The 13752-nt window shown below is 72.5% G+C and carries 11 protein-coding genes; 7 read left to right on the top strand and 4 right to left on the bottom strand.

Features of this window, described 5'->3' with window-relative positions:
* Nucleotide 1: 1 nt before the first annotated feature.
* On the top strand, nucleotides 2-1099 hold the full coding sequence (locus DEJ49_RS31250; protein WP_150187213.1) for a polyprenyl synthetase family protein: 1098 nt from the start codon (nucleotides 2-4) through the stop codon (nucleotides 1097-1099).
* A gap of 14 nt (nucleotides 1100-1113) precedes the next feature.
* Here DEJ49_RS31250 and DEJ49_RS31245 read toward each other — a convergent pair whose 3' ends face one another.
* Together DEJ49_RS31245 and DEJ49_RS31240 are read right to left on the bottom strand one after the other, a co-directional pair.
* Entirely contained in the window at nucleotides 1114-2127 is a 1014-nt protein-coding gene (locus tag DEJ49_RS31245; RefSeq protein ID WP_150187212.1) for an ornithine carbamoyltransferase, read from the bottom strand.
* Between the two features lie 760 nt (nucleotides 2128-2887).
* On the bottom strand, nucleotides 2888-3640 hold the full coding sequence (locus DEJ49_RS31240; protein WP_150187211.1) for a 3-hydroxybutyrate dehydrogenase: 753 nt from the start codon (nucleotides 3638-3640) through the stop codon (nucleotides 2888-2890).
* A gap of 185 nt (nucleotides 3641-3825) precedes the next feature.
* Here DEJ49_RS31240 and DEJ49_RS31235 point away from each other — a divergent pair, with 185 nt between their 5' ends.
* The 6 genes from DEJ49_RS31235 to DEJ49_RS31210 all read left to right on the top strand — a co-directional run bounded on the left by DEJ49_RS31235 (nucleotide 3826) and on the right by DEJ49_RS31210 (nucleotide 11495).
* Nucleotides 3826-4575: a Clp protease N-terminal domain-containing protein gene (locus DEJ49_RS31235; protein ID WP_150187210.1), complete on the top strand. Its 750-nt coding sequence runs from the start codon at nucleotides 3826-3828 to the stop codon at nucleotides 4573-4575.
* A gap of 347 nt (nucleotides 4576-4922) precedes the next feature.
* Nucleotides 4923-6128, top strand: coding sequence for a radical SAM protein (locus DEJ49_RS31230; protein ID WP_223833057.1), 1206 nt, complete (start codon nucleotides 4923-4925; stop codon nucleotides 6126-6128).
* Nucleotides 6129-6135: 7 nt separating this feature from the next.
* The gene (locus tag DEJ49_RS31225) at nucleotides 6136-8253 is read left to right on the top strand and encodes a DegT/DnrJ/EryC1/StrS family aminotransferase (protein ID WP_150187209.1); all 2118 of its coding nucleotides are present in this window, start codon (nucleotides 6136-6138) and stop codon (nucleotides 8251-8253) included.
* Nucleotides 8250-9461 carry a hypothetical protein gene (locus tag DEJ49_RS31220; RefSeq protein WP_150187208.1) on the top strand — a complete coding sequence of 404 codons (1212 nt, stop codon included), beginning with the start codon at nucleotides 8250-8252 and terminating at the stop codon, nucleotides 9459-9461. The genes DEJ49_RS31225 and DEJ49_RS31220 overlap by 4 nt, the downstream gene beginning before the upstream one ends.
* 8 nt (nucleotides 9462-9469) lie before the next feature.
* A complete protein-coding gene (locus tag DEJ49_RS31215; protein WP_150187207.1) occupies nucleotides 9470-10585 on the top strand; it encodes a hypothetical protein in 1116 nt (371 codons plus the stop codon).
* Between the two features lie 49 nt (nucleotides 10586-10634).
* On the top strand, nucleotides 10635-11495 hold the full coding sequence (locus DEJ49_RS31210; protein ID WP_150187206.1) for a phytanoyl-CoA dioxygenase family protein: 861 nt from the start codon (nucleotides 10635-10637) through the stop codon (nucleotides 11493-11495).
* 24 nt (nucleotides 11496-11519) lie between these two features.
* On the opposite strand, the gene DEJ49_RS31205 is transcribed toward DEJ49_RS31210, so the two are convergent.
* Both DEJ49_RS31205 and DEJ49_RS31200 read right to left on the bottom strand, forming a co-directional pair.
* A complete protein-coding gene (locus DEJ49_RS31205) occupies nucleotides 11520-12485 on the bottom strand; it encodes a Gfo/Idh/MocA family protein (protein WP_150187205.1) in 966 nt (321 codons plus the stop codon).
* A 19-nt stretch (nucleotides 12486-12504) separates the two neighbouring features.
* The gene (locus DEJ49_RS31200; protein WP_150187204.1) at nucleotides 12505-13506 is read right to left on the bottom strand and encodes a zinc-dependent alcohol dehydrogenase; all 1002 of its coding nucleotides are present in this window, start codon (nucleotides 13504-13506) and stop codon (nucleotides 12505-12507) included.
* Between the last annotated feature and the right edge of the window lie 246 nt (nucleotides 13507-13752).

The raw sequence follows: 13752 nt of genomic DNA, 5'->3' as shown, positions 1-13752 counted from the left end.
AATGTCCCTGCACGGCACGAACCCCACCAGCCTCTCGACCGCCTTGGCACGTGTCGCCGGGCACCGGCAGCGGTTCGAGGCGGCCTTCGCGCAGTACTTCGCCGACTTGTCGGACAGCCTCGAACGGCCGCCCCTCAGCCGTTTCGCACCCCGCTGCCTGGACCTGCTGGCGCAGTTGTCGCTGCGGGGCGGCAAACGGCTGCGCGTGGCGCTGCTGTACGAGGCGGCCCGCCTGGTCACCGAGGACGAGGTGCCCGGACTCGCGCAGACCGCCCTGAGTCTGGAACTGCTGCAGAGCCACTCGATCATCCTCGACGACATCATCGACGACGCGCCGGTCAAACGCGGGGGTCCCTCGACGTTGTACGCCTGCCGGGAGGATCTGCCCGATCGCCCGCAGAGCGCGCTGGGGATGGCCATGATGGTCGGCGAGCTCGCGGGCTTCCTGTCCCTGCGGGTGCTGTTGGAGGCCGACCTTCCCGCCGCCCTCAAGCAGGCCATGCTCCAGGTCCAATTGGAAGCCTCCACCGACACCGTCTTCGGCCAGGTCCTGGACCTGGAACGCGATCTCCTGCCCGACCCCGGCCAGGAACTCCTGGACAGCGTCTCCGATTTCAAGACCGCCCGCTACACCGTTCTCGCTCCCCTGCGCCTGGGACTCCTGGCCGCGGGCGCTGACCCCTCCGCCCACGAGCCGAGCCTGCGCCGTTACGCCGCCCTCGCCGGCATCGGCGGACAGATCCGCGACGACTATTTCGACCTCTTCGGGGACCCGCGGTTCACCGGCAAGCCCCTCGGCGTGGACGTGCGGGCCGGCCGCCACACCTATGTCACCCGGGCGCTGCTGGCCGCGACCAGCGGCAGCGCACACGCCGCTGTGCGGGCCGCGCTCCGCTCCCCCGACGCCGATCCGCAGACCTTCGAACGGCTCCGGACCATCGCACTGGACCACAAGGTCGACGTACACCTACAGGAGACCATCGAGAGGTACGGGACGGCCGCCGCGGCGGAGGCCGCGTCCTGGCGTGCGCACTGGCGCGAGGATGCCGTCGCCGTCTTCGAACAGATACCTCAGCTCAACGCGGAACGGACCGGCTGACGGACCTGGACGGCTCAAAGCCCGGCTTTCGTCTCTTCGCCGTCCCGGGTGTCCTGGGTGCCCACGGCCCATTCGAGGACGGCCATGGCGCCGCTGAGCTTCATGGCGGCCTGCGTCCAGGCCACCGACCTCGGGCCGTCGAGGACCGCGCCGGAGACCTCGTCGCCACGGTGCGCGGGCAGGTCGTGCAGGAGCAGGGCGCCGGGGCGGCGCGTCATGAACTCCTCGTCGACGTGGAACGGCCGGAACCGTTCGCGCCACGCGGCGTCGGACTCGCCGGTGCCGGTGGTTCTGCGGCGGGACGTGTAGACGACGTCGACGCCGGCGGGCAGGGAACGGGCCGAGTCGCGGCAGCTGAAGGTGGCCCCGACGTGCGCGGCCCGCTCTCTGGCGGTCACCAGAAACCCGTCGGGCAGGCCGTGGCCGGGCGGGCAGGCGAACGTGGCCTCGCAGCCGGGGACGCCGGACAGGGCGAGCGCGAGCGCCGTCGCGGTGCCGTTGCCCTCCCCCACGTACAGGAGCCGCAGCCCGTCGAGGCTCCCCAGCGTGAGCCGCAACGTGGCGAGGTCGCTGATCCCCTGGGTGGGATGTTCCTCCGGCGTCATGGCGTTGACGACGGGCAGGTGTCCGTGGCGGGAGAGGCGGCGCAGGTCGTCGAGCGCCCCTGCGGGCCGGGCCACGAGCCCGTCCAGCATGCCGCCGAGCGACCGTCCCGTGTCCTCGACGGCCTCGCCTGCCGAGAGGTGGAGATCGCCGGGGCCGTACGCGACGGTGGCGGCGCCGAGACGGACCGCCGCCACGGTGAAGGCGGTGCGGGTCCGGGTGGACGGCAGGGCGAACAGCATGCCGAGCGCGGCGCCGGACAGGGGGCGGGTGTGGGCGGCCGGGTCGTGATGCAACTCCAGCGCTCGTTCGACGAGTCGGCCGACGGTCTCAACGGTGAGATCGAGCAGGGAGAACAGACCGGTCTCGGGGCCGGGGGGTGGGGCCCCGCGTGCGGGGGCGAGGGTGGGGGCGGGGGGTGTCATGGGGTGTCCTGCGGGAGCCGTGAGGGAGAGGAGTTCTGGTATGCCGACGAACGCGCCGACGGTGGTGAACCCGCGTGTGCGGGCCTGGTGTTGCGCGGCGGGGACGTGGGGCGGTCCGGTGCGCCAGGAGGCCGCGGACCACTTCGCTCACGGCAACGGCGCGGGCAGCGCCGTTGCCGGCAAGCACGCGGCAGAACCGGTACGCGCCGCAGACGCGAGCCGCTGCCGACAAGGGCGTGGGCGGTTCGGTGTGTGACCGAACCGCCGGGGTCGACCCGCCCGCTTCGCGGGCTCACTTCACGCCGTCGTCCGGGGACCCACAACCTCGACGGCGGCAGTGGAGCGCGCCCGGTCACGGAGACGTTCCGCACCCGAGCGGGGGTGCCGTCGGGCACCCCCGTCCCCCGCCCTCGCGACGGTCGCTCCCCCGATCCTGAACGGACCACCGTTCGTACACCCCCGTAGTACGTCCGGTCACCGGATCTCTTTCCCCCATCGGTGTTTTCAGGTCCGCCTCGGTTCCGCGGCCGTGGGTACACCTTGGCCCCGCGCGCGGGCGAGGGCGACCGTGAAAACCCTGGAGTCCGGGTACGGGGGCCGGGGTGGGCGACCGGGTCCGACGGGGCGGGCGGGGCGGATGGGGCGTATGCCCGCACGACCGGCCACTCCGCGACCGCATCGAGCCGGTGGTTCCGCCGTTCAACCACTTGGCCCCACGGGCGAACCCAGGGTTTTCCTCGGGGAGGCTCGGGGAGCCGCGTCAGCTCGCCCCCCACCCCCCGTCCACCGGCAGCGATGCCCCCGTGACGTACCCCGTGTGCGGCCCGCACAGCCAGAGCGCGACCTCCGCCACCTCCGCCGGTTCGATGAGCCGCTTGATCGCGGAGCGGTCCAGCAGGACGTCCGCGACGACGTCCCGCGGCGCGATGCCGTGCACGGCGGCCTGGTCCGCGATCTGGCCCTCGACCAGGGGCGTACGGACGTAGCCGGGGTCCACGCAGTTGCTGGTCACCCCGTGCGGGGCGCCTTCCAGCGCGGCCACCTTGCTGAGCCCCTCCAGCCCGTGCTTGGCGGCGACGTACGCGGATTTGAACGGGCTCGCCCGCAGCCCGTGCACGCTGGAGATGTTCACGACCCGGCCCCAGCCCCGCCCGTACATGTACGGCAGACAGTGCTTGAGCAGCAGGAAGGGCGCCGTGACCATGAGCCGTTGAAGCTGCTCGAACCGGGCGGGGTCGAACGCCTCGATGGGCGCCACGTGTTGGGTGCCCGCGCTGTTGACCAGGATGTCGACGGCCGTCGGAAGCGCGGGGATCGCGGCCGCGTCGGTGAGGTCCACCGCGTGCGGCACCCCGCCGACCGCGTCGGCCACCGCCTTGGCCGACTCCGCGTCCACGTCGACGACATGGACCAGGGCGCCGCCGGCGGCGAACGCCTCGGCGCAGGCCCGCCCGATGCCGCTCCCGCCGCCGGTCACGAGGACGGACCGGCCGGTGAAGTCTTCGCTCGTCATGCCCGGAACGCTAGGGAAGCGGGGGCGGGTCCTCCCATGGTCGCGGGCACCACAGTGCGGGGGTGCGGGGTGTGGGCGGGCGCCGTACGGGCCGTACGCCGCCGCCGTGCCCCACGGGAGACGCACCCCATGGAAGTGACAACCGCGGGTTGACGCCCGCTCAACTGTCAACCTACGGTTGTCACATGACGCCTTCCTCGGACGCCACGCCGCACTCCGCACCGCACCCCGCGCCTCCTCCCCCCGTCCGCCTCGACGACCTCATCGAGGCCATCAAGAAGGTCCACACGGACGCCCTCGACCAGCTCTCCGACGCGGTGATCGCCGCCGACCACCTCGGGGACATCGCCGACCACCTCATCGGCCACTTCGTGGACCAGGCGCGCCGCTCCGGCGCCTCCTGGACCGACATCGGCCGGAGCATGGGCGTGACCCGGCAGGCCGCCCAGAAGCGGTTCGTGCCGAAGAAGCAGGGCGAGCCGTCGGACCTGGACCCGAGCCAGGGCTTCAACCGCTTCACGGAGCGGGCGAAGAGCACGCTGATGGCCGCGCACAACGAGGCGAAGACCGCCGGGCACGACGAGGTCCACACCGGGCATCTGATCCTCGGCCTGCTCAGTGAGCCGGACGCGCCGGCCGCGCGGGCGATCACCGCGCAGGGCATCTCCTTGGAGGACGTCCGCCACGCGGTCGTCGACGCGCTGCCCGCGAAGGCCGCGGAGGTGCCGGCGCTCGTGCCCTACGCCGTCGACTCCCGCAAGGTCCTGGAGCTGACGTTCCGCGAGGCCCTGCGCCTCGGGCACGACTACATCGGCACGGAACACCTGCTGCTGGCCCTCCTGGAACACGAGGACCGCTCGGGCACCCTCACGGACCTCGGCCTCGACAAGACCGCGGCGACCACATCGATCACCGAGGCGCTCTCCGCACTCTGATCCCGCGCGCGGCGCACGCTTGCGCATACCCGCAGGCCTCACGGGTTCCCGTGCTTCACTCCACCTCGTACTTGACGGGATTCTGCCTCTTGACACCCCCATGGGCGGCGGCGCCGGCGGCGTTCGCCGCCCCTTGCGTGGACGTCGACCGCGGCCGAAGCACCCTGGCCGACGTGCGGGAGGCCTTCAACTACCACGCCAGACGGCTCTTCGAACAGACCGGCGTCCCTGATTCCGCCAACAAATCGCGGGTTGTCTAGACCCATTGACAGCCTTTGCGGCGCTCCCTAATGTCCCGAGAACCGCCAGAAGAACGACACCGCACCTCGATCTTGCGTGGGGGGTTCGTGAACAGCACACCCGGTTCCGGCGACATCAAAATGGCAGCCCCCCAGAATCGCGAAGGTCTGCCCATCGTCAGTCTCGATCAGGCGCACTCACCGCAGAAGGTCCTGGCACACGGCGAATTGCTGCGGCGTTTCGTGGCGGGCCAGGAGATCAAGCCCGTGCACATGCGGATCGGCATCATGGGTGCCTGCAATATGCGGTGCAATTTCTGCAACTTCCACTCGCCCAACGAGGAGCAGTTCTACGACCTGTTCTCGTTCAAGGACTCGATCGCCACCGACAAGGCGGTGACGCTGCTCCGCGAGTTCGCCGCGAACGACGGCCGTGCCGTCACGTTCTGCGGCAGCGGCGAGTGCACCATCCACCCCGGCTACGCGGACATCTGCCGCGCGGGCCACGCGGCGGGGCTGCGGATCGGGCTGATCACCAACGGATCCCGCCTCGGCCGCCCCAAGGTCGCCGACTGCGTCGCGGAGACGCACACCTGGGTCCGCATCGGCCTGAACGCCGGCACGGAAGCCACCTTCGACGACATCACGCGCGACCGCGAGCAGACGTTCTCGAAGTTCATAGGCTCGGTCGGCAAGCTCCGCGAGAACGCCGTCGACCCGGACTTCCGCATCGGCTTCAACTATGTGATCACCCTGCAGAACTACCGGGAGATCATGGAGGCGGCCCACATCGCCCGTGAGTCCGGCGCGCATTACGTGCGTTTCGAACCCGAGTTCTACAGCGCTCTCGGCCACGAGACCATCGAATCCGTGATGCCGGAGATCTCCGAATCCCTCACCCGCGCCGCCGCCCTCTCCACGGACGCCTTCGAGGTGTCGGTCCCGAAACTGGACCGCGGCCCGATGGACCAGGTGGAAGAGGTCGAGGGCGACTTCGAGCACTGCCACTACAGCCGGTTCGTGACGGCCGTCGGCGCCGACGGAAATCTCTATCCGTGCCCGCAGGTCCACCTCAACAGCCGCTATCTGATCGGCAATGTCGTCGAGCAGGGATATGCGGATGTTCTCGAAGGCGGGCCGCGCGCCGAATGGGAGGCGTCCAACCCGCGCAGGACCGACCTGTGCAAGTCATGCTTCTACCGCCCGCAGAACGAGCTCCTGGAGCTCCTCAAGCGCGGTCAGATCAAACTCGACGAGGCCCTGGACGCGTACGCGCTGGAAGTCCCCAGCACGCTGCACGGCGACTTCGTCTGAGCCGCACATGCAACTACGTCACCTGCGCGGGATCCTCGCCACCGAGCCGGCCCTGCGGCACGCCGGGAGCGGTGTGCGTACCGTCGTCGAGCGGCTGGCCCGTGTCGAACGGGCCCCGCTCGCCGTCGCCGACAGCACCGCATCGGTACGCGACGGCCTGCACCACGAGCGGCTGGTGTTCCACTCCCCCGTACGCGGCTCCTTCGACGGCACGCTCCTCGCCCCGCCCGACCCGGCCCCCGGAACGAACGCGGGCCCCGGACCCGCCGTCCTCGTCCTCGGCGGCAAGAACGCCCGCCTGGACCAGCTCACCGGCGACGTGCCGCCGGACCACCCCGACCGCAACGTCGCCGAACAACTGGCGCGGGCCGGTTTCGTCACGCTCTCCTTCGACCACGGCATCGGCGGCGGCCTGGACGCCGGACGCAGGGCCGGGCGGGACGAAGGGACGCTGCTGGCCCACGCGTTCGCGCTCACCGGCCACTCCCTGCTCGGCGCCCTCACCGGCGACGCCCTGGGCGCCCTCGACGTCCTCACCGCCCACCCGCGCGTCGACCCGCTCCGTGTGGGCCTCTTCGGCCACAGTCTCGGCGCGGCCGTCGCCCTGCACACGGCGCTGCTCTCCGGACGCCGCGACCTCCCGCTCTGCGCGGCCAGCCATCTCGGCACCTACCAGGCCCTGTTCGAGCGGCTGTTGACCGGCCACGAGGGCGCGGTGCTCCCCGGCATCCTGGAATACGCCGACCTGCCCGACCTGTACGGTGCCCTCGCCCCGGCCCCCCTCCAGCTCCAATACGGCACGGCCGACTCCTACTTGGACCCCGACGACGCACGGGCCGCGGCCGACGCGGTCCGCGGGACGTACGCAGGCACCGGAGCCGAAGCCGAGGTCCACGAACTCGACATGGGACACGGCACCCACGTCGGCCACGCGGCGGACTTCTTCACCCGCACGCTCACGGGAACCCGGCCGCAGCAAGTCGCCACCCCCCATGTGCCCGCCCAGCGCATCCACTTCGAGGTCGACGAACGGCGTGCCGTGCTCGACCGCGTCGACGCCGCCCTCTCCTCCGGCATCCTCACCCAGGGCCCCCAAGTGGCCCGCTTCGAGGAGCTGGCCCGCCCGTGGACCGGCACGGACACCGCGGCGGTCGCGTCCGGCTCGGCGGCGCTGGAGATCGCCCTGCGCATCATCGGCGTGGCGGGCCGCACGGTGCTCGTACCGGTCAACACGTTCTTCGCGACGGCGGCCGCGGCCGTACGCGCCGGGGCGGCCGTCCGCTTCGTCGACATCGAGCTCGACGGCCTCGGCATGGACCCGGACGCCCTGCACGCCTCCCTCGACCGGCACCCCGACACCGCCGCCGTGCTGCCCGTCCACATCGGCGGCATCGTCTCGCCCGCCCTCGACCCGGTGCTCGCCCACTGCAGGCAGCGCGGCATCCCCGTCGTGGAGGACGCGGCGCACGCCTTCGGGGCGACACTCGACGGGCGCCCCGCGGGGAGCTTCGGGCGGTTCGGCGCGTTCTCCTTCTACCCCACGAAGGTCGCGGTGAGCGGCGAGGGCGGTCTGCTGTCGGCCGCGTCGGCGGACGATCTGGAGCAGGTGCGGCGCTGGCGCGACCACGGCAAGAGCGCGCAGGGCTCCACCCTGCACGACCGGCCCGGCGGCAACTGGCGCCTGAGCGAACTGCACGCCGCCGTCGGCACGGTGGACCTGGAACGCTTCTCCGGCACGCTCGCCGGGCGCCGGGCACTCGCCGCCCGGTACGACGTGTTGCTCGCGGACGTCCCGGGCCTCCGCCCGCACGCCGTGCCCGCGGCAGCCGACAGCAACTACTACAAGTACCTCGCCTATCTGGATCCCGAAGGGCCGCTGGACAGGCCGCTCCTCAAGAAGCTCCTGCGGGAGCGGCACGGTGTGGCGCTGGCGGGCGAGGTCTACGACCACTTGCTGTGCGACCATCCGCAGTTCGCCGCACAGCGCCAACCGGACGCTGATGCAGGCACGTTCGAGCGGGCGCGCTGGTTCGCGCGGCACCACATCGCCCTGCCGCTGTACCCGTCCCTCACCGAGGCCGAACAGATCCGGGTGGTCGCCGCACTCCGCAGCGAGCTGCCGTGACCCCCGAAACCCCGGCCGCGGAGACGATCTCCGCCTTCCGCAGAGGGGAGTGGCGCACCTCCCTCGACCGGGCGCCGCTGCCCGGCCCCGCGGGGCGGGAACTCGCGCTGGTGCCGGAGATCGTCGCCGACGCGGACCGGCGCTGGTGGGACAGCGCCCTGCCCGGCCTGCCCCTCCTCACCGGACGGCGTGAACTCCTGCTCACAGCGCTTGAGTTGTTCGACAGCGGCACCCTCACCGTCGGAGGCGTCGGTGAGCAGAGCGGTGCGGCGTTCCGCGCGGCACTGTGGGAGAGCGCGGGGCTGCCGGGCCCGTTGGTGGACCGGTGGTGCGCGATGCTGCGGGACGGCGTCCTGAAGAAGGACGACGCCCCCGAGCCCGACGGCGCGCTGGCCCTGGTCGCGCTGCCGGGCAACACGTTCACCTGCCTGGACGCGGTCTGCGACCAGGCCGAGCGCTCGGCGGGGGTGTGGTTGCGTCCGAGCCGGCGCGAACCGGTCTCCGCGGCCCGCCTCGTCGCCGCCCTGCTCGCGGCGGGCTGGCCCCGGGCCCGCCTCGGCTTCTACCCCGGCGAACAGCGTTCGTTGTACGGCCTGTTACGGCTCACCGACCGGCACGTCGTCTTCGGCGGGTCCGGGCTCGCCGCCTCCGTCCGCTCCTCCCCCGCGCTCACCCTGCAGGGCCCCGGGCGCGGCTGCGCGCTTGTACCGCCCGACATGCCGACGGACGACGCCGTGGCATGGCTGCTGCCACTGATCGCGGCGGATTCCGGGCGCTTCTGCAGCAACGTGCGGACCGTCGTCTGCGAGAAGCCCGACGCCGCCGCGGCCCTGGCGCAGAGCCTCGCCGCCGCCCTCGACGCGCTGTCCCCGGACGGGGTGTGGCCGCTGACCGCCTTCCGCGAGCCGGGCGCGGCCCGAACAGCGACGCGCGGCATCCGCGACCGCCTCCGCCCCGGCGACCGCGTCCTGACCCGTAGGCCGCCCGTGCTCCACAGCGCGGCCGACGACGTGTACGCGCTGCCTCACCTCGCCCTGCTGGACAGCCACTTGACGTCGTACGCGCGAAGCACGGACGACGCGGCTGAGTCCCATCCGCTGATCGGCCACGAGGTCCCCTTCCCCTTCGCCGCCGTCCTGAGCGCCTCCCCGCGAGCTGCGGACGCCATCGCCGCCGACTCCCTGTTCGTGTACCGCCCAGTGAAGTGAGGCCCCGCATGACCACCGCCTTCGGCACGCTGCCCGACAGGCTGCGCGAGCGCGTCCCTGAGCTCGGCATCGGCCTCGACACGTGGACGCGGCGCATGATGCGCTGGCACTTCGACCCGGAGACCGGCAGCCCCTTCTGGGTCGCGCGGCGCGGGAAGCTCGGCTTCGACCCGGTCGAGGACATCGACGGCTTCGCCGACCTGGACCGCTTCGGTCTCTTCGACAAGGCCGAGCTGCGCGCGGCGAACGCCCGCGATCTGCGTCCGCGCGGCTACCGCGACCGGCCCTTCCGGGTCTTCGAGACCGGCGGCACCACGGGCCCGCCCTGCCGGATCGTCAACGTCACGCGTCTCGCGTACGACGTGGAGATCTACCGCACCGTCCTCGAGGCGCGCGGCGTCGCGGGCGGCGACATCCTCGCGATGACGCCGAGCGGGCCGCACGCGTACGGGCACTTCGTGGAGGGCCTCGCCGACAGCTGGCGCGGCGCCGTGCACGCCATCGACTTCGACCCGCGCTGGGTGAAGGCCGCGCTGCGTGCGGGCGGCGAGGCCGGCGCCTACACCGGGCACCTGATCGACCAGACCCTCGCGCTGCTCGCCGCCGAGCGCCCGTCTCTGCTGTTCACGACGTCCCGGCTGCTCGTCGAGCTAGCGATGCGGCTGCCCCGGCCCCTGCACACGTACGGCATCCGCGCGGTCTGCACCGGCGGCACCTCGTGCAACGCCGCCGAGGCCGAGTTCCTGCGCGAGGAGCACCTGGCGGGCGTGCAGTGGATCGACACGTACGGGAACACACTGGTCGGCCATGCCCTGCAGGCCGATCCAGTGGCGGGTGCCCCCGCCGTGGCGGGCGGCACCGGGCACTCCTACCACCTGCCGCCGCCCTTCGCGGTCCTGAAGGTCGTCGACGACTCCGACCCGTGGCGCGAGGTCGAGGTCGGGCAGCGGGGCCGGGTGCGCGCCACGACGCTCCTGGAAGACCTGTTCCTGCCGAACCTCCTGGAGCGGGACAGCGCGGTCAGGACCGGGCCGCATCCGTGGTTCCCCTGGGACGGAGTGGCCGCCGTGCGGCCCTTCGTGGAGTCCGGGGCCGCCGAAGAGGCGGTGGAAGGCGTCTACTGACCGGTCCGCAGGCCGGTCCACCGACCCGAAGGATCGAGGGACACGCATCGTGAACCTGTCGTCGAACGGCGTACCGATACCCTTCACGCCGGAACTCTTCGGCCCGCTGCGCCGCAGCGCGGACCTGCTGGGGACGAGGGACGCCGGCGCGCTGCGGGAGCGGCTGCACGCGGACGGCTACCTGTACCTGCCGGGGCTGCTCGACCGCGCGGAGGTGCTGCGGCTCCGCGGCCGGTACTTCTCGCTCTTCCCGCCGGGCCTCCTCGCACCGGGCAGCTCGCCCGAGGACGGCGTCTTCTCGGGACGCGTGCCCGAAGGTGTCCCGGAGTACGGCGTCGCGGGGCATCCGGCGTACGCGTTCGTCCGCTCGGAGCCCTTCGACCAGTTCGTGGCGAACCCGGCCCTGTCCGAGCTGGCCGGTCAACTCCTCGACGCCAAGGCGGAGATGCTGCCGCGCCGGATCCTGCGCCACTTCCACCGCGGCACCCGGCGCGCCTCCCGCGCCCACGTCGACTTCGACTACATGGACAAGGGGTCGCCGCGCGTCGTCACCTTCTGGATCCCGGTCGGCGACTGCAAGCCGCCGACCGGCGCCCTGGTCTACCTGGAGGGCTCCCACCGACTGGCGCCCGAGGAGTACGCCCCGCTGCGCGACACCACCGACCGGCCGGGCGACCGGCGGCAGATCTGCCACGACCTGGAGCTGACCGCCCGCACGCTCGGCCGCCGCTGGCTGTACGCGGACTTCGCGGCGGGCGACGTGATGGTGCACCTGCCGCGCGTGATCCACGCGTCCCTGGACACGACGACGGACACGATGCGGCTCTCCGTGGACACCCGTTTCGTACGCTCCGACGACAGCCCCGACCCGCGCTGGCTGCGCCCCTGGTCGGCGGACGACGGGGCGTGAACCGCCACATCCCGCACGCCCTGCTCACCCCCATATCCGCACCGGGCGCCCGCCTGTCGCGTCCGACCGCTCCGCCGCCACGATCACGTCGTCGACGAGGCGGCCCTCCGCCACCGGGCACACCGGCTCCCGCCCCGTCGCCACGGCGGCCGCGAAGTCGGCGAGCAGGGGCTGATGGGGGTTGGCGGGCGGGGGAAGCAGCAGCGGAGGGTCCGGCGGTGCGTCGATACGGCCCGTGTCGAGGGGTGCGAGCGTCAGCGTGCGGCCGCGGCCCGTCAGCCTAAACCGGTCCACGGAGGGGCCGTTGCCCCACTCCACGAGGCAGTGTGCCGTCGGCCCGGCGGGCCAGCTCAGGGTGAGTTCGGCGCGTCGTTCCGCGCCGCGCGGGAAGCGGTCGCCGAGCCGGGCGGTCAGCTCGTGGGGCCGCCCGAACAGGTGCAGCAGCAGGTCGATCCGGTGGCTTCCCGCGTCCGCGAGGACCCCGCCGCCGGACACGGCGGGGTCGGTGCGCCACCGCATCGGGTCGTCGGGGCCGGGCGCGAAGGCACACCGGAAGTGCACCTCGACCTCGTCGGGCGTCCAGCCGTCGAGCACCGCGCGCAGCCGTCGTACGGCGGGCGCGAGCCTGCGGTAGTAGGCGACCCCGGCGCACCGGCCCGCCGTGTCGAGCGTGCCCCCGGTGCCGAGGCCGCCCGCGAGCGGCTTCTCGATCAGGACGGGCACGTCCGCGTCCAGGACGGCGCGGGCGAGCGGCACGTGGCGTACGACGGGTGTGGCGATGTACACGGCGTCGACGCCGGCGAGGAGCACGTCGACGTCGGCACCGGACCTGGCGACGCCATGGCGCTCCGCGGTGCGTGCGGCGCGGAGCGGGTCGCGGCCCCAGAGGGCCACGGGTTCCTCGCCGAGGGCGTGCAGGGCGGGCAGGACGCGACGCGTCACGATGTCGCCGTATCCGGCGATGCCCCACTTCACGACGGTGTCCCCCACATCACGGTGGTTCCCCCGCTCAGGGCACGATCGCGACCTTCAGGGTCTCGGGCGGCGGGCCGTCGTAGGGGGCCTGTTCGGCGTCGGGGTAGAGGGCGCGGCTGGCGGAGAGCTGCTCCATGGCCTTGGGGAGTTCGTCGAGGGGGTACGTGTGCGTGTGGAGGTCGGGCAGGCGCAGGGCGTCGGTGCGGCGGTGGGCGAGGCGTTCGGCGACGGCGAGTGCTTCGGCGCGCGCGGTGTCGAGGGGTTCCGCGGAGCTGTGCACCCTGAGGCCCTTGCGTTCCCAGGTGACCAGGTCGACGGTGACGTGCGTGTCGACGTGGTGCGTGCCGAGGAGGACGACGAGGCCGTTCTGCCGTACGAGTCCCACGCAGGCGTTGAGGGTCGTGGGGGTGCCGACCGCGTCGACGGCGACGTCGAAGTCCGCGCCCACCGCGGCGAGTTGTGCGGCGCTTCCGTCCACGCGCCGCACCGCGTCCGCGCCCGCCGCGGTGGACCGTTGGAGCCGCCAGTCGTCGAGGTCGACGGCGACGATCTCGGCCGCGCCACGCGCCACCGCGACCCGCAGCGCCATCTGTCCGACGGGTCCCTGCCCGATGATCACGACGCGGTCGCCGAGGCGGACGCCGCGGGTGGCGTGCACCGCGAGCGGCAGGAGTTGCAGGAGCGCGCCCTGCTCGAAGGGCACGTCGTCGGGCAGGGCGCCCACGGAGATCTCGCGGGCCAGGGCGAACTCGGCGTACCCGGTGGTGAGCGGGGTGCGCACGAACACGCGCTGCCCGGGCACCACACGCCGCACTCCCGCCCCTGTCGCCTCGACCACCCCGGCGATCTCGTGGCCGAAACAGCCCTGGGAGCAGTGCTCCCGCAGTCCGTAGTAGTGGAAGTAGGCGAGGTCGCTGCGGTTGCAGACCGTGCAGGCCCGCACGCGGACCAGGACCTCCGAAGGCCCGGGCTCCGGCACCGCCACGTCGGTGACCAGCCGGATGTCGCGCCTGCCGACGAGTTCGTACCTGCGCATGACTTGCTCCCCTCAGCGGATGCGACCTGCGGAAGTCCCAAGGATTCCCCAACTCGCGCCCCGTCATGGTGGATTCGCCCGTCTCGACCGGTTCCGACTCCTTGACAGCCCGGTTTGGTACGAGCCAATATCCACTATCCGATTGGCCTGGACCAATCAGCAGGAGCCCCGCCGCACACCCTGTGCACACGCACACCTCGTGCCCCACACATCTCACATATGGACCCACCGTATGTACCCGCAACT

The sequence above is a fragment of the Streptomyces venezuelae genome, assembly GCF_008642335.1.
GTDB lineage: Bacteria > Actinomycetota > Actinomycetes > Streptomycetales > Streptomycetaceae > Streptomyces > Streptomyces venezuelae_F.
Note: the sequence above shows the minus strand (reverse complement) of the source record. Positions and strands in the feature narration are given on the sequence as shown.